General features: G+C 64.7%; 14 protein-coding genes. 6 read left to right on the top strand and 8 right to left on the bottom strand.

Features of this window, described 5'->3' with window-relative positions:
- Nucleotides 1-5: 5 nt before the first annotated feature.
- The 4 genes from ACIBJI_RS29455 to ACIBJI_RS29470 all read left to right on the top strand — a co-directional run bounded on the left by ACIBJI_RS29455 (nucleotide 6) and on the right by ACIBJI_RS29470 (nucleotide 4,292).
- Entirely contained in the window at nucleotides 6-1,118 is a 1,113-nt protein-coding gene (locus ACIBJI_RS29455; protein ID WP_364349106.1) for an MlaD family protein, read from the top strand.
- Complete coding sequence (locus ACIBJI_RS29460; protein ID WP_364349000.1) at nucleotides 1,115-2,221, top strand: MCE family protein; 1,107 nt, start codon at nucleotides 1,115-1,117, stop codon at nucleotides 2,219-2,221. Before ACIBJI_RS29455 ends, ACIBJI_RS29460 begins: the two co-directional genes overlap by 4 nt.
- Before the next feature lie 73 nt (nucleotides 2,222-2,294).
- Nucleotides 2,295-3,473, top strand: coding sequence for an MlaD family protein (locus ACIBJI_RS29465; protein ID WP_364348997.1), 1,179 nt, complete (start codon nucleotides 2,295-2,297; stop codon nucleotides 3,471-3,473).
- Nucleotides 3,474-3,581: 108 nt separating this feature from the next.
- Nucleotides 3,582-4,292, top strand: coding sequence for a hypothetical protein (locus ACIBJI_RS29470; RefSeq protein ID WP_364348994.1), 711 nt, complete (start codon nucleotides 3,582-3,584; stop codon nucleotides 4,290-4,292).
- A 101-nt stretch (nucleotides 4,293-4,393) separates the two neighbouring features.
- On the opposite strand, the gene ACIBJI_RS29475 is transcribed toward ACIBJI_RS29470, so the two are convergent.
- From ACIBJI_RS29475 to ACIBJI_RS29505, 7 genes are all read right to left on the bottom strand, one after another.
- Nucleotides 4,394-4,972, bottom strand: a complete 579-nt coding sequence (locus ACIBJI_RS29475; protein WP_364348991.1) for a ribonuclease H — start codon at nucleotides 4,970-4,972, stop codon at nucleotides 4,394-4,396.
- 10 nt (nucleotides 4,973-4,982) lie between these two features.
- On the bottom strand, nucleotides 4,983-5,453 hold the full coding sequence (locus ACIBJI_RS29480) for an SRPBCC family protein (RefSeq protein ID WP_364348988.1): 471 nt from the start codon (nucleotides 5,451-5,453) through the stop codon (nucleotides 4,983-4,985).
- 151 nt (nucleotides 5,454-5,604) lie between these two features.
- Nucleotides 5,605-6,888: an L-2-hydroxyglutarate oxidase gene (lhgO, locus tag ACIBJI_RS29485; protein WP_364348985.1), complete on the bottom strand. Its 1,284-nt coding sequence runs from the start codon at nucleotides 6,886-6,888 to the stop codon at nucleotides 5,605-5,607.
- A gap of 42 nt (nucleotides 6,889-6,930) precedes the next feature.
- Nucleotides 6,931-7,623 carry a hypothetical protein gene (locus tag ACIBJI_RS29490; protein WP_364348982.1) on the bottom strand — a complete coding sequence of 231 codons (693 nt, stop codon included), beginning with the start codon at nucleotides 7,621-7,623 and terminating at the stop codon, nucleotides 6,931-6,933.
- A 348-nt stretch (nucleotides 7,624-7,971) separates the two neighbouring features.
- Complete coding sequence (locus tag ACIBJI_RS29495) at nucleotides 7,972-8,757, bottom strand: TIGR03084 family metal-binding protein (protein ID WP_397086772.1); 786 nt, start codon at nucleotides 8,755-8,757, stop codon at nucleotides 7,972-7,974.
- Nucleotides 8,758-8,887: 130 nt separating this feature from the next.
- Nucleotides 8,888-10,243: a hypothetical protein gene (locus ACIBJI_RS29500; RefSeq protein WP_396958767.1), complete on the bottom strand. Its 1,356-nt coding sequence runs from the start codon at nucleotides 10,241-10,243 to the stop codon at nucleotides 8,888-8,890.
- A 113-nt stretch (nucleotides 10,244-10,356) separates the two neighbouring features.
- Nucleotides 10,357-10,785, bottom strand: a complete 429-nt coding sequence (locus tag ACIBJI_RS29505) for a MerR family transcriptional regulator (RefSeq protein ID WP_364348973.1) — start codon at nucleotides 10,783-10,785, stop codon at nucleotides 10,357-10,359.
- Between the two features lie 184 nt (nucleotides 10,786-10,969).
- Here ACIBJI_RS29505 and lon point away from each other — a divergent pair, with 184 nt between their 5' ends.
- Entirely contained in the window at nucleotides 10,970-13,312 is a 2,343-nt protein-coding gene (gene lon / locus ACIBJI_RS29510) for an endopeptidase La (protein ID WP_364349103.1), read from the top strand.
- Nucleotides 13,313-13,420: 108 nt separating this feature from the next.
- On the top strand, nucleotides 13,421-15,058 hold the full coding sequence (locus ACIBJI_RS29515) for an FAD-dependent monooxygenase (RefSeq protein WP_396958768.1): 1,638 nt from the start codon (nucleotides 13,421-13,423) through the stop codon (nucleotides 15,056-15,058).
- Here the strand turns inward: ACIBJI_RS29515 and ACIBJI_RS29520 are convergent.
- Nucleotides 15,016-15,450, bottom strand: coding sequence for a PaaI family thioesterase (locus ACIBJI_RS29520; RefSeq protein WP_364348967.1), 435 nt, complete (start codon nucleotides 15,448-15,450; stop codon nucleotides 15,016-15,018). The two genes, ACIBJI_RS29515 and ACIBJI_RS29520, sit on opposite strands and share 43 nt — an antisense overlap.
- Between the last annotated feature and the right edge of the window lie 3 nt (nucleotides 15,451-15,453).

Here is a 15,453-nt window from a genome sequence, read left to right on the forward strand (position 1 = left end):
AACTGATGCGAATCAACCTGCGGCGCCCGAATATCGGGCGCATCGCCAAACCACTGATGGTCAGCGCGGCGGCCCTGGCCATCGGCAGCTGCTCGCTGGTGCCGAGTTCGGTGAACAGCGCACTCGGCAACACCATGACGATCACCGCCGACTTCGAGAACATCGCGGGCGTCTTCGAGGGCAATCCGGTCACGGTGCTCGGTCTGCAGGTCGGCAAGATCGACAAGATCATTCCCAAGGGCACCCTGGTCGAGGTGCATATGACGATCGACAAGGACGTCAAGATTCCGAAAGATGCGATGGCCGCGATCGTTTCGCCATCCATCGTGACCGACCGGCACGTCGAACTCACCCCGGTCTACACCCAGGGCGAGTCCATGTCCGACGGTGCGCATCTGCCGAAGGCGAAGACCAAGACACCGGTCGAGCTGGACACGATGCTGAAGACCATCGATCAGTTCGCCGCGGCGCTCAAGCCGGAACCGGGTACCGAGGGCATCGGTCCGCTGTCGGGTCGGGTGCTCTATCCGATGTTGAACGGCAACGGCGAGAAGATGCGTGACACCCTCAACGCGCTCTCCAGCGCATTGAAGGTCGGCGTCGACAATAAGGACGCGGTCTCCAGCATCATCGTCAAGTTGAACGAGCTGACCACCATGCTGGCCGAAAACGACCAGTCCGTACGCGATTTCAGCAATCGGATGACGCAGATGACCGGACTGCTGAGCGATCAGGCCCCCGGTCTGCAGGCCACGCTGCAGCAGCTCAACGACTTCCTGGCCAATACCAGTTCGGTCTTCGTGCAGTACCAGGATCAGTTGGGCAGTTCGCTCGAGGGTCTGACCAAGGTGACCGATCAGTTGCGCGCCAACGCCCGCGGCCTCACCGAGGTCGTCGACCTCGCGCCGCTGCTCATGCAGAACCTGGACCGGTCGATGAACCGGGAGTTGGGCTACGTCCGACTGCACGGCAACCTGCCCACCTTCCTCAACGGTGAACTGCTGAGCCTGTTCTGTGAGCGGATTCAGATGCGTTCGGATGGCTGCCGCACCGGCAAGCTCGAGGATCTCGGTCCGGACCTCGGTATTACGGCGGCACTGCTGGGGATGACCAAATGAGCGACCGGTTCACAATGAAGGCCCGCCGCACGCTGATCGCGTTCGCGGCGGCATCCGGGGTGGCCATCACCTCCGGCTGTGGTTTCACGGTGGAGAAGCTGCCGCTGCCCAAACCGGGCTTGGCCGGTGAAACCTATACCGTGCACGCGAAATTCGAGAATGCGCTGAATCTTCCCGATCAGGCGAAGGTGAAGATCGGTGGCTCCGATGTCGGTGTGGTCTCCAATATCCAGACCAAGAACTTCGAGGCCATTGTCGATCTGGAGATCAGCAAGGACATCGAACTTCCGGTCGGCAGTACGGCGGAACTGCGCCAGGCCACCCCACTCGGCGATGTGTTCGTCGCGGTCGCCAAGGCCAAGGCGGATCCGGGTTCGCCGGTACTACACGATGGCGACACGATGGGCCTGGACAAGACCTCGGCGGGTGCCACCGTCGAGGAGCTGTTGATCTCGGTCTCCATGTTGTTCAACGGCGGCGGTGTCGCCGCATTGACCAAGCTGACCTCGGAAATGGACTCGATCGTCGGCGGTCGCGGTGATCAGATGGCCCATCTGATCACCGAAATGACCGGTGTGGTCGGCAGTTTGAACGCCAACAGCGCTCGGGTGGACAGTGTGCTCGCCGAGTTCGGTTCGCTGGCCACCACCATCGAGGGACGGCATTCGGAATTGGGCCAGGTGGCCGATACGCTGCCGCAGATGATCGGCGCAGTCGCCGAGAACAACCGGGCGATCGGCGATCTGCTGCAGAAGATTTCGGTGACCAGCGCCGCGCTCGGCGACTACTCGACCACCTCGAGCGATCAGCTGGGCGATCTACTCGACAATGTGAAGAAGTTGATGGACGCGCTGTCGCAGACCGAGCAGACCTTCGGTCCCGCGCTGGACGCGCTGCACGATATGCGCGCTCCGATCGACGCGTCGTTCCGCGGCAACAGCCTCGCGGTCTACGCCACGCTGACCAATATCCACAACTTCAGCTTGTTGTCGGATCCGGGGCAGGGCAAGTTCTTCGATGGTCGCGATCTCGCGGACTTCGCGGGCAGCCTGATCACCGTCTTGCAGGCAATTCAGGGACGACTGCAAGGGGGACACCGATGAGTGAGCGAAGCGAGCGAATCATGTGCGAGCACGCGCAGCGCATGCCGGAACCGAGCGCCGGCGAGGTGCGGGCATGAGCTGGCTCGGCAAGCTGCTGCAGCGCAAGCTGCTGCTGTCCACTATCGGCCTGGTGTTGGTGTTCATCCTGGGCGCCACCTATCTGCTGGTGAGCGTCATGCGGGTGAACCCGCTGAAATCGACCTACGCCGTCACCGTGCATCTGGACCGCTCCGGCGGACTGCAGCCCGGTAACGATGTGACGCTGCGCGGCTTCCGCGTCGGCAAGGTGACCTCGATCGAATTGATCGACCGCGGACAGTCCATCGCCGCGAAGGCCGATATCGACTCGAAATTCAAGATTCCGGTCGACACCAAGATTTCAGTGGGTGCGCTCTCCGGTGCCGGTGAGCAGTACATCGACTTCCGGCCGAATACCGAGCAGGCACCGTTCCTGAAGGACGGTTCGGTCATCCAGTTCGATGCGGAGAAGATCAAGACCCCCACCCCGGTCTGGTCGGTGCTCGACAACTCCAGCGCGCTGATCGCCCAGGTCGATCCGGATAAGTTCAGTGTCATCCTGGCAAACCTGGACACCGCGCTCAGCGGTGGCCCGGATCAGTTGCGCGGCATGGTCAACGGCGTCAGTCTGGCCATGGCCGGCCTCGATAATCTGCTCCCGCAGACCCAGAATCTGATCACCAACCTGCGCACCATCGCGAACACCACCTCGAATGCGCAGCCTGATCTGGGGACGCTGACCCGCAATTCGGGTCAGCTGTTCGATCAGTTCAACAATGCCAATGCCGAATTGCAGGCGATCCTGGAGAAGGCGCCGGGACAGCTGACCAGCCTCGGTGCGGTACTGGACAAGACGTCCGATCCGATCACCAGTCTGGCGGCCAACTTCGCGGCGGTGACCAAGGCCGCGCAGCTGCGGATCCCGGCGCTGCAGGCGCTGTTCCCGGCGCTGAACCTCGGGTTGTCCGCCGCGGGTGTGCCCGCGCACGACAATGAGTTCCACACGGTAGTCGACGTCTGGGTTCGGCCGATCTGCCAGTACAAGCACACGCCGATCCGCAATGAGGTCATCCAGGACGGTTCGCTGCCCAAGTGGAACTACTGCGAGAATCCGCCGCCCGGACTGCAGATTCGTGGTTCGGCCAATGCACCGCGACCGAATGTGCCGGACAATGGCGCGCAGATGCCGCCGGGCGTGGATCCGAATGAATTGACCCCGCCGCCGCTGCGGTGACCAGCCACAGCGATACTCGCCCCCGGGGTGCGAACGGTTCGTCCGATGCGGACCGACAAGACCATATCGGTGCGCTCGGGTGCGCCGGGAAAGTGCAGGATTGTATCGATGTCCACAGATGATGTCGGCGCCGAGAAGCAGAACTCGGATGCTGAGGAAGCCGATGCCAAGGTCGACGCGTCCGCCGAGGACAAGACGGTCGAGATCGGGAAGTCGGGCGATGCGGTAGCCGCCGCGCCGCCGAAGCCGGCTGCGGACAAGGGTGCCGGGCAACCGGTCGCCCCGAGTGGTGGCAAGGGTTCCCGCGCACTGGTCCCGATCATCGCGGCGTTCGTCGCCGGTGTGCTGCTCGTCGCGGCGGTCACCGCCGTCGTGGTGTTCTACCGGCAGGCCGGCAACCGCGGCGACGAGTTGGACGCGCACGAGGCCGCCACCGCGGCCGCGTGCGATTACGGCAAGCTGATCTCCACCTACGATCCGCAGACCATCGACGAGTACTTGAAGAAGGTGGATGCCGCCTCGACCGGCGACTGGAAGGATCAGTTCGCCAAGCTCGGCCAGGACCTCAAGGGTGTCGTGATCGACGCCAAGGCCACCTCGTCCACCTACGACATGCAGTGCGGCTTCCAGTCCGGCGATACCGAGAACGCGAATGTGCTGGTGGTGATCGGTCAGACCACCACCAATGTGAATATCGCCGCCGCGAACAAGCCGCCGAGCAAGGTGGAACTCGTGGTGGTGGCCGGTCTGAAGAAGGTCGGCGACAAGTGGCTGGTCGACAAGTTCGACCTGCCCATCCTGAAGCAGATGGGCAACTGATCGGATTATCTACTCCGAAAAGCGCCTCCGGGCGGGTGGGAATGGCACCACCCGCCCGGAGGTCTTTCCGGCGGTCTTGCACCCGGTCGCGCCCGGCGGACTCAGAACAGCGTCAATGCCTGAGGTGCTGGCGCGACCGGCTTCCCCGCTGACCGCGGTCGGGCGGATTTTTTGGTCTTATCGGAGGAGTCCTCGAGCAGCGGCAGCAGCTCGGGGAGTTCCGCGGTCGGGACCTCACCGGCGGCTGCGGAGGCCGCGGCCTGTCTGGCCGCCTCACCCGCGAGGGTGTCGGCCATTTCGTTGTAGTAATTGCCGACATGACCACGCACCCAACGGAACCGGACCGGTCCCGGTCGTGAGGCGATTGCCCGGTCGATCTGTTTGATGAGTTCGACGTTCTTCACCGCGCCGCCGCTGGCGGTGCGCCAGCCATTGGTGCGCCAGCCGAAGATCCACTCCGAGGCGCATTTGATCGCGTACAGCGAATCGCTCTCGATGAACAGCGGTTCCTCGCCGGGATGTGCGAGTACCGCCTCCAATAGCGCGCGCAACTCCGCGACCTGATTGGTTCCGGTGGCGGCTCCCCCGCTGCGTGAACCGCCCTGATGATTGACCCAAGCCCAGCCGATAGCGCCGCCGGGATTGCGGAGGCAGGATCCGTCGGTGCTCACGATGATCATGGATGGCACCCTACGCAATCCGACCGACAAGATCGGTACCGTGGAATTGCTCTATCTCCCTTCGCAACTGGGATTCGGTGTGGCGCAACGCCGAGCGCACGGCGAAATCCACCGGGCGCAGGCACGGCCGACCGAACAGCCCACCCGGTGGAGCGTACTCCGCTTCCGAGGTCAGCACCGAGCGTCCGTAGCCGAGCGGGTCGAAGCGCAGCGTCAAAGTCCCTGATAACGGGCCGCGCAATGTGTAGCCGATCACCACATTGCGCCGGTATTCGGTGATCTCGCATTCGACGGTCGGTCGCCACAGCCCCAGTCTGATCCGTGTCATGAAGACCGCACCGAGACCCTGGTCGAGCTCATCTTTCGGCTCGAACGCGGCGACGGCGAACATCCAATCCGGTACGAACAGATGGTTGTCGGTATAGGTGAAGGCCACCTCGACCGGGGCTCCGACGTCGCTCGCGTACTTGATGTGGCCCATAGGGCCCCTCCCTGTTGGCTGCCGCTAAAAGTACTACAGCTCTCCTCTTTATTCGAGGGTTTGCCGGGAATTTGGTTGGCGGGCTTACCAGATTGATGACCGGGTGGTCGCTTGGTTTGCTGGGACGCGCGACGCAGCTAACTCGGTGGCGTCACAGTTGGCCGACGATGTATTCGGCGATCGGCATGGCCGAGGTCGCCGCGGGTGACGGTGCGTTGAGCACATGAATCGAGCGCGGTGTGCGTTCGATCAGAAAGTCGTGCACGAGGGTTCCGTCGCGCAATACCGCTTGCGCGCGGATCCCCGCCTCGCGCGGCCGCAGGTCCGCGACCGTCAGCTCCGGGCAGTACCGTCGGCATTCGGCCAGATAACCGCGTTTGAACAGGGAGTTGCGCAATTCGCGCAGTCCGGTGCGCGCATGCGCGCGGGCGACCCGGCGGAAGCCGGGAAAGCCGAGCACCGCACGGGCGTCGCGGGCGTCGAAGCTGCCCTTGCGGTAGCCCTCCCTGGCCAGACCGAGCACGGCATTGGGGCCGACGGTCAGGGTGCCGTCGATCATCGGGCTCAGATGCACCCCGAGGAATGGCAGGTTCGGATCGGGAATCGGATAGATCAGTGTGCGCACCAGTCCGGATCGGCTGGGCGGTAACTGGTAGTACTCACCGCGGAACGGCACGATGCGGAAATCGTTTTGCAGACCGGCGAGGGCGGCCATGCGGTCGGCCTGCAGACCCGCGCAGACAACCAGCGTGCGCGCGGTCCAGGAACCTGCGGGACCCGCCGCGGTGACCGCGTCGGTGGTTTCGGTGAGTGCGGTGATCTCGGCATTCAGCACGATTTCACCGCCCGCGGCCCGAACCTCCTCGGCGAGTGCGGTGGTGACGCGGGTGAAGTCGATGATGCCGGTGGCAGGCACGAACAATGCGCCGAGACCGGTCACATGTGGTTCGCGGCGAGTCAATTGGGCGCTGTCGATGAGTTCGACATCGACACCGTTGGTGACCGATCGTTCGTGCAGCGCGAGCATTCGCTCGTATTCGGCGCCGTCGGTGGCCACCAGCAGTTTTCCGCACACCTCGAACGGAATATCGTGGGCCGCCGCGAATTCCTTCGTCCATGCGGCGCCCTTCCGGCACAGGCGGGCCTTCAGACTGTCCGGCGGGTAGTAGATGCCGGAATGGATGACGCCGCTGTTGTGCCCGGTCTGATGGGACGCGAGTGCGCCGGCCTTGTCGATGAGCACGAGGCTCGCATCCGGATGCTGCCGCAGAATCCGATGCGCCGTCGCGACTCCGACGATCCCGCCCCCGATGACGCAGAAGTCGTATCCGCCTCCCCGAGCCTTTTGCCGGCCGTTGGGAGCCTCGAAGGTTCGTTCGCGGACTGGCGACCGAGTGTCGGGTCGAGTTCTGGGCGTGCCCGATGAGTTACCCATGTACATACGAAATCAGTTGTTGCGGCGTGCAAGCAATCTGTGTCAGACGGTGATCGTGCTATTCGACTCGGTGGCGTTATCCGTTTCCGGAACCGTCGACTCCGCGGAGCTCGGTGTGTGTTTCGTGCTGGGCGGGGGATTGCGGTCCAGTCGCAGGCCGTGTTCGCCGAGGGTCGGATCGGAGAAGGTGAATATCACTTCGCCGTTGTGCGTGTCGACCTCGGTGCGCAACTGGGTGACGCCGCCCGGATCGGCGTGGATACCGAGCCGGTCCCGAACCGGTTCGGTGAGCAGGAAATCCGTCAGTATCGTCAGCGCGTTGGTATCCACGGTGAAGGTGACGGAATTCGCGCGGCCGGGTGCCACCTGCGCGCCGACATAGGCGGTGCCGAGGCGTAGTTTGCCACTGATTCCGGCGGAGGCAGGCGAATCGGTATGGGCCTGAGAGGTTTTCACGGTGCCGTCATTGGATTCCGCGGGAAAGCGGCCGAATAGCGCGGGCAGATCACGACTTCCACCGGTCAGCACGGCATCGGAGAGCACGGGACCGTAGTCCGTGTCGACATCCGGAATCCGGACCGCAGGCGGTGCGGCGATATCGTTGGTGGCGTACTGGGTATCGGCCATCTGGTGGACGATGTAGGCCCCGGAGGCGACGGTGAGAGTGAGGCTGGCGGCGCCGGCGAGCACGATGGCGGTATGCCGAGCGATCTGGGCAGGCTTATGTGATGCCACGATGCGTTCCTTTCCGTCCGCCCCTGCACCCCTCACCGCGCGGCCCGCATCGTTGAAAGCCGTACGCTCGTCCAGGTTACAGGGGCAGCCGCAGGTGGCACCGCATGGGAGAGATCAGCATCACAAAAGCCGGGTGACGCCTTCGATACCGAACTCGAGCCGAAAGGCGTCGTCAATGTTTCCACAAGCTGACAAGCGGGTAAATACACTTAGCTGGCGAGCGCCATTCTCGACTGCCACATCGAGACACCCGGCCAACGGCGTCCGGCCGACACGAACGGCGCACCCAAGTGTGGCGCTCGCCCGCACCTGCATTCCGGTCGGACCCGATGGTTGGGACTCGGCGGGTCAGGCGAACTGGCCCGCCGTTCGCCCGTCACCCGTCGGTCCCGCGAAAGCCTGTGCGATGGTGAGCCATTCGGCGGCATCCGCACCCACTGTTTCCAACGCCAGATCGCCCCGGTGACGGCGCTGCGTCACCAGCAGGCAGAAGTCCAGTGCCGGACCGGTCACATTCTGCGCGGCATCCTCGGGACCCCAGGACCACACGCTGCCGTCCGGTGCCATGAGTTCGACCCGGAATTCCTCGGTGGGCACGGTCTTGCCGCGCACGGTGTAGGCGAAATCCCTGGTCCGCACGCCGATATGGGCGACCGTGCGCAGCCGGGCGGTCGGTGTCATGCTCAGCCCGAGTGCATCGGCGATGTCCTGGCCGTGTGCGAAGGTCTCCATCATGCGCGCGCTGACCATGGATGCCGGGCTCATAGGCGGTCCGAACCACGGCAGCTTGGTGCCGGAGGGCACCGCGCGCAGGGCGTCGATCAGCGCGGCACGGCCGCGACGCCATCGGTCGAGCAGTTCGGCGGCGGGTGCGGTGGCCGCCTCCTCGGCGGCCTCGTCGACAAAGGTGAATGCCTTCGGGCCTGCGTCCTCGACCAGCCGCGCGAAACCGTCCGGATCGGTGGCGGCCAGCGCGGCGACCTCATCTGTCCAGGCCAGATGGCCGATCTGATGGGCAATACTCCAGCCAGGGGCGGGTGTCGACGTGGACCAGTCCGCCAGCGGCGCGACGATGCGTTCCAGTTCCGTGCAGTCGTCGGCGAAATCGCGCAGGAGCGCGTTCAGGTCGGCCATCTGATCCCTGTCCCGTCCAGGCGCACTGCTTCGTACGCCGTCGCGGTTCAGCATCGCAGCGCGCCGAAAAAAATGCAAGCGTGCGTGCTTGTATTTGGCGCGGGCGCGCAGCCGACCGGAATCGGGCCGGTTACCAGCCGAAAATCGTCAGGTGCGCCGCACCGACCACCAAACCGAGCAGTGCGCCGTGTAGATACAACAGCCAGGCATCCTGTTCGACCGAGGCATAGAACATCTCCATGAACTCCCCCGGAGTGAGGTCCTGGAGCTTGCGTGCGGCGAACTCGTCGATCTTCTCGGCCTGTTCGAGGGTGAACTCCTCGTCCTCGACCAGGCTCGGGGCCAACCCGACCGCCGCGCCCGCGGCGCCGACCTTGAGGTTGTCGAATTGGCGGCGGCCGAAGGCGACGCGCACGATCGAGGTGGTCGGGCCGAGTTGGCGATGGATCTCATCGGAGACCAACCGCTCGATCAGCTGCCTGGTCTTATCGCCGTTCGGGCCGTCGAGCAGTTCCTTGGACAGGTTCGGCAGCGTCAGCACCTGGTAGGCGAGAATATGCGCGAGATCGGTCGCCGCCTGCGGCTGCCGCTTGGCCAGTAGCGCCTGCTTCCACAAATACTTGTAGCGCGGCTGCGGATCACCCGGTTCGAAAACCATTTTGACCGCGATGACATTCACGATCACGCCGATCGCCGCCGAGGCCAGCAGCACGATCACCCAGCCCGGTACCCAGCCCAACACCGGAATGGTGTGGTGCACATGCATATACAGTGCGAGCAGCAGTCCGAACGGCGCACCGAGCAGGCCGATGCGCACCATGAAACGCAATTCGGGGGCGGCGATGGTGGTCGTCAGATCCTTGAGGATGTACGGGTTTTCCTGCAGATACCGAATGACGAAGGATTTGATATCGATGAGCTGGTCGACATTGTCGCCGAGCGATTCGAAGGCCCGCCTGGTCAATGCGGGCAATTCGCGATCCACCCGCTGATAGATGACCTGCTTCATCGCCCTGGGTACGCCGCGCCACAGGTCTGGATTCTCCCGATACATCACCTCGTCGACGATCGGTTTGACCCGCTTGCTCGCCAGTAGCGCAAGGTAATCGGCAATACTTTCCAGATCCAGTTCGTGAATGAAATCCCGCGGACTGCCGATCCGCATCAGCGCCTTGTCGACACAAATGCTGGCCATCTTCTCCGCGCGCGCCGGAATGAATCCCTGGAAACCGAGCCGGCGGCCGTCACCGGAGAATGTCGGCAGCACCTGGACCCGACGCGGAAAGTATGGATACAACACCTGCAGGCCAGGAATCCGAATTCCGCGAAAGACGACCGGCCAGAACAGCATCAGCACACCGGTCCAGTTGGTGAGCCACCCGGCGAGCGCACTGAAGACCGGAAAGGTGATCAGATCGACGGAGAACTTCGTCAGGCCGGTCAGCTCTTCCCAATCGATGAACACTCCGGATGTGAGTGTTGTCATCGTGGGATCCCCCTCAAGCCGCCCAGGTCGTGAGATATCTAGCTGCCAACATTCTCATTGGCTCCGACAGGGTGTCAATGCGGAGCTGGGCACCTGATGTGCAGTCGGTCACGCTACCGGTCGCCGGTGGCGATTCGTCCTCGGTAGATATCGAGCTTGCGATCGATGAGCGCGAGGTTCTCCTGGATCTCGGCGAGTTTGGCGACAACCTCGGCGCGGTGTGCCTCCATCAGCGCGATGCGCTCGGGCTCGTTGCCGTTTCCGGCGGCGACGAGTTCGGCGTAGCGGCGGATGGTCTGGATGGGCATTCCGGCGGCGCGCAGCCGGGTGCATATGTAGATCCAGTCCAGGTCGAGTTGGTGATAGCGCCGGCGCCCGCTGGCGGTGCGGTCGACGGGGGTGATGACCAGGCCCGCGCGTTCGTAGTAGCGCAGGGTGTGCACGCTGACCCCGGTGCGGCGCGCGGCCTCCCCGATACTCAGCCCGTCCGGATTGTCGCAGCGAACGGGCCCGGAGACCGGCCGCGCATTGGCTTCGAGCACGCTCCGAATTCTAGTACCGCCCCGAACGCCGATCGCTGTGAGCGAACGTGGGCAACGGTGTGGAACAAACGTGGGACGGCCGGGGTTGACTGGGCATCGCTCAACTTTTGGAAGGGTCGAACACGTGACTACACCACAGAACCTGCCGGTGCTGTTCCTGACCGATCCGATCGTGCTGCCGGGCATGGTCGTGCCCATCGAACTGGACGAATCGGCGCAGGCCGCCATCGACGCCGCGCGCGCCGCGAATACCGACGCGGTGCTGCTCGCGCCCCGATTGACCGAGGGCTACGCCTCCTACGGCGTCGTCGCCACCATCGAACAGGTCGGGCGGATGCGCGGTGGCGCTCCCGCCGCGGTGCTGAAGGCCGAACGGCGCGCCAAGATCGGTCACGGGGTCACCGGGCCGGGCGCCGCGCTGTGGGTGGAGGCCGAACCGGTGGAAACCCCCGCCGCCGACGGTCGCACCAAAGAGCTTGCCGCCGAATACAAGAAGCTGGTCGTCTCGGTGCTACAGCGCCGCGAGGCCTGGCAGATCATCGACGCGGTCAATCAGCTGACCGATCCGTCGGCGATCGCCGATACCGCTGGCTACGCGCCGTACCTGACCGCCGAGGAGAAGCGGGAGCTGCTCGAAACCCCCGATACCGCACAGCGTTTGACCAAGCTGATCGAGTGGACCAAGGCGCATATCGCCGAGGCCGAGGTCACCGAGAAGATCAGCGAAGATGTCCGCGCGGGCATGGAGAAGAGCCAGCGCGAATTCCTGCTGCGCCAACAGCTCAATGCGATTCGCAAGGAACTCGGCGAGGACGAACCCGACGGCGCCGATGACTACCGCACCCGGGTCGAGCAGGCCGATCTGCCGGATGACGTGCGCGCCGAGGCGTTGCGCGAAGTCGGTCGACTGGAGCGGGCCAGCGATCAGAGCCCGGAATCCGGCTGGATCCGGACCTGGCTGGATACCGTTCTGGACCTGCCGTGGACCGTGAAAACCACGGATAGCGCCGATGTTTCGGCCGCCCGCGCGGTGCTGGACGCCGATCACCACGGCCTGGACGAGGTCAAGGATCGTATGGTCGAGTACCTGGCCGTGCGATCCCGCCGGGCCGCGCGCGGACTCGAGGTTGTCGGCGGACGTGGTTCCGGCGCCGTGCTGGCGCTGGTCGGCCCGCCCGGTGTCGGCAAGACCTCGCTCGGCGAGTCGGTGGCACGGGCCATGGGCCGCAAGTTCGTTCGCGTCGCCCTCGGCGGTGTGCGAGACGAGGCGGAGATCCGTGGTCACCGGCGCACCTACGTCGGTGCGCTGCCAGGCCGGATCGTGCGTGCGATCAAGGAGGCGGGATCGATGAATCCCGTTGTCCTGCTGGACGAAATCGATAAGGTCGGCTCGGACTTCCGCGGTGATCCGGCCGCGGCCCTGCTCGAGGTGCTGGATCCGGCGCAGAATCATACGTTCCGCGATCACTACCTGGATCTGGACTTGGACCTGTCCGACGTGCTGTTCATCGCGACCGCGAATGTCATGGAGACCATTCCGGGCCCGCTGTTGGACCGCATGGAAATGATCACCGTCGACGGTTACACCGAGGACGACAAGGTGGCCATCGCCCGCGACTTCCTGGTGCCGCGGCAGCTGGAACGCAATGCGCTTACCGCCGAGGAGGTTTCGATCACCGAAGCGGCTCTGCGTGAGGTCGCGGCCAACTACACCCGGGAAGCCGGTGTGCGGCAGATGGAGCGGTTGATCGCGAAGGCATTGCGCAAGGCCGCGACTCGGCTGTCCGAAGGCGGAAGCGGTTCGGCCGACAATGTGGTGTCGCTGGGATACGACGCAGAGTTGGGATACGACTCCCAGGAGTCGTTGACCATCGATCTGGACAACCTGAAGGACTACCTGGGTCGCCCGCGCTTCACCCCGGATTCGGTGGAACGCACCGCGGTCCCCGGTGTGGCAACGGGTTTGGCGGTCACCGGTCTCGGCGGCGATGTCCTCTACATCGAGGCCAATGGCGCCGAGGGCGAGCGTGCACTCACCCTGACCGGACAGCTGGGAGATGTCATGAAGGAGTCGGCGCAGATCGCCCTCACCTACGTGCGCTCGCACCTGGCGGAGATCGGCATCGAACCGTCGGTGCTGGATCGCAATATCCACATCCACTTCCCGGCGGGTGCGGTGCCGAAGGACGGGCCCTCGGCGGGTGTCACCATGGTCACCGCCCTGGTGTCGCTGGCGCTCGGTCGCCAGGTGCGCGCGGATGTCGGCATGACCGGTGAGGTCACGCTGAACGGCCGGGTGCTGCCGATCGGCGGAGTGAAGCAGAAGCTGATGGCCGCGCAGCGCGCGGGTCTGCAGACGGTGTTCATCCCGGCCCGCAACGAGCCGGATCTGGACGACGTGCCCGCGGATGTGTTGGCCGCCTTGGACGTGCGCCCGGTCGCCGATGTGGCCGATATTCTGGCCTACGCCATCGAGCCGGTTGCTGAACCGGCGCTGGACGCCCCCGCCTTCGCGGCGAGCGCCTGATAATCCGCCTCGAACGGGCCGTACCTGCGGGTACGGCCCGTTTCGTATGCATGGTCGCCGTGACCGCGACGCAAGGCCGATGCAAGCCCGCGCGCACATGATCGTGGCATGACTTCTACGCAGCGGATTCCCGTTCTCGTTGTCGGTGGCGGCCTGGTCGGGCTATCGGCCGCGCTGTTCCTCGAATACCACGATGTCCCTTATGTTCTCGTCGAAAAACGGACCAAGGTTTCGGCGTTGCCCAAGGCCCGCGGCCTGCATACCAGGACCTCCGAGCTGTTGCGCCAGGTCGGTGTCGAGGGACAGGTCGAGCAGGCCGCCGCGACCGCGTTGCGTGCGGGCAGTTTCGGTGGTGCGCGGCGGGGCACCAGTCTGATCACGGCCGAGCCGCTGGACCTCAGCCACTTGCGGGCGGCAATGGCGGCGGCCGATCCAAGCCCATCGCAGTTCTGCTTCCTGCCCCAGGTGCTGCTCGAGCCGGTACTCGCGGCGCAGGCACGCGAACGCGGTGGTGATCTCCGATTCGGGGTCGAGCTCATCGATTTCGAGGCCGATGACGCGGGTGTCACGGCGACCGTGCGTGACGAATCGGGCCGCAGCTCGGTTATCCGGGCCGACTACCTCATCGCGGCCGACGGTGCGGCCAGCCCGATCCGTCGGGCATTGGATATCGCGGGCTGGGAGGTGCCACCGACGCATCACTACATCAATGTCTTTGTGCGGACCGATCTTACGGGTGTGCTCGGCGATCGCACCTTCAGCCAGTGCGAGATCAGCAATGACACCATGCGCGGACTTGTCCTGTCCAAGAACAACACCGACGAATGGTCCTTCCAGCTCCAATACGATCCGACCCGTGAGACGGCCGCGGACTATCCGGACGAGCGCTGTGTCGAGCTGATCCGTGCCGCGATCGGCGTGCCCGATATCGAGGTCGAGGTACTGGCGCGAAGTGCTTGGGACACCGCTAGTTTCGTGGCCGACGAGTACCGGCGCGGGCGCGTCTTCCTCACCGGCGATGCTGCCCACCGGCACGCGCCCTGGGGTGGTTTCGGCGGCAATACCGGTGTCGCCGACGCGCATAACCTGGTCTGGAAACTGGCCGCCGTGCTGTCGGGTACGGGCGGACCCGCACTCCTCGATTCCTATCAGGCCGAACGGTGGTCACGTGCGATCATCGCCGCCGAACAGGCCAATCTGGCGGCCGACTTCGAAACCCGCTACGGCATCGAAACCCCTGACAACGCGGACATTTTGGCGCGGCGGTTGGACTTCGGGGCGGTCATGATGCGATTCAGGTACTGCTCGAGCGCGGTATCGCGCAAACCCGCCGATTGCATCGAATGGGTCGAGCCGCACGTCGAGCGGCTGACCGGACAGGTCGGAACGCGACTGCCGCACTTCTGGCTCGACGCCGAGCACGCCACCTCGACGTTAGATCTCTGTGGACCCGGCTACGCGATTCTGATCGCCGGAAATTCGGCTGCCTGGCGTGATGGCGCGGCCGATGCGCAGCGCGAAACCGGTATCGAGATCGCGGTGCACGGCTTGGGCGCCGAGTGGGGTGCCTGCACCGATCTGCCGGCGGGTGGTGCGCTGCTGGTGCGCCCGGATGGGCATGTGGCCGCGCGCTCCGACGAGGGGTTGCATCCCGGCTCGCTGGTCACCACCTTGCGGTCGCTCATGGGCTGGTCAGCGGATGCTCAGTTGCCGAGTTCGCGTTCGACCGAGCGCGCAGTGCCCTGAGCGACCGCGCACAGCACCGGTTCGGAGTCCGGACGTTCGGCATAGATTTCGCACGCGACGACGGCTTGGCGGCGCGTCGACCCGGTTACGGTGGCCTCGGCGCGCAGCCGGGTACCTGCGGCGGGCCGCAGGTAGGTAATGGTGAAACCGCCGGTCAGTACATTGGCGCCGAGTACCGTTCCAGCGGCGAAGGTGAGGGCGTTATCGGCCGCATAGGACACCACACCGCCGTGTACGAAGCCGAATTGCTGGCCCAGTTCGGGACGAATGGGAATGACGAGTGTCGCCGCGCCATTGCCGAATGCGGTGAGTTCGGTACCGACCAACTGTGCGAACGGCTGCGCGGCGAGTACCTGCTTCGCGAGATCCAGGTCGAGGGTGATCGTTGGCATGGA

This window comes from Nocardia sp. NPDC050408, from assembly GCF_044458905.1.
Taxonomy (GTDB): Bacteria; Actinomycetota; Actinomycetes; order Mycobacteriales; family Mycobacteriaceae; genus Nocardia.

What these genes read in the sequence shown, in the direction of transcription:
- ACIBJI_RS29455 (WP_364349106.1), top strand. Translation starts at nt 6, where the DNA reads ATGCGAATCAACCTGCGGCGCCCGAATATCGGGCGCATCGCCAAACCA.
- ACIBJI_RS29460 (WP_364349000.1), top strand. Translation starts at nt 1,115, where the DNA reads ATGAGCGACCGGTTCACAATGAAGGCCCGCCGCACGCTGATCGCGTTC.
- ACIBJI_RS29465 (WP_364348997.1), top strand. Translation starts at nt 2,295, where the DNA reads ATGAGCTGGCTCGGCAAGCTGCTGCAGCGCAAGCTGCTGCTGTCCACT.
- ACIBJI_RS29470 (WP_364348994.1), top strand. Translation starts at nt 3,582, where the DNA reads ATGTCCACAGATGATGTCGGCGCCGAGAAGCAGAACTCGGATGCTGAG.
- ACIBJI_RS29475 (WP_364348991.1), bottom strand. Translation starts at nt 4,972, where the DNA reads ATGATCATCGTGAGCACCGACGGATCCTGCCTCCGCAATCCCGGCGGC.
- ACIBJI_RS29480 (WP_364348988.1), bottom strand. Translation starts at nt 5,453, where the DNA reads ATGGGCCACATCAAGTACGCGAGCGACGTCGGAGCCCCGGTCGAGGTG.
- lhgO (WP_364348985.1), bottom strand. Translation starts at nt 6,888, where the DNA reads ATGGGTAACTCATCGGGCACGCCCAGAACTCGACCCGACACTCGGTCG.
- ACIBJI_RS29495 (WP_397086772.1), bottom strand. Translation starts at nt 8,757, where the DNA reads ATGGCCGACCTGAACGCGCTCCTGCGCGATTTCGCCGACGACTGCACG.
- ACIBJI_RS29500 (WP_396958767.1), bottom strand. Translation starts at nt 10,243, where the DNA reads ATGACAACACTCACATCCGGAGTGTTCATCGATTGGGAAGAGCTGACC.
- lon (WP_364349103.1), top strand. Translation starts at nt 10,970, where the DNA reads ATGGTCGTGCCCATCGAACTGGACGAATCGGCGCAGGCCGCCATCGAC.
- ACIBJI_RS29515 (WP_396958768.1), top strand. Translation starts at nt 13,421, where the DNA reads ATGACTTCTACGCAGCGGATTCCCGTTCTCGTTGTCGGTGGCGGCCTG.
- ACIBJI_RS29520 (WP_364348967.1), bottom strand. Translation starts at nt 15,450, where the DNA reads ATGCCAACGATCACCCTCGACCTGGATCTCGCGAAGCAGGTACTCGCC.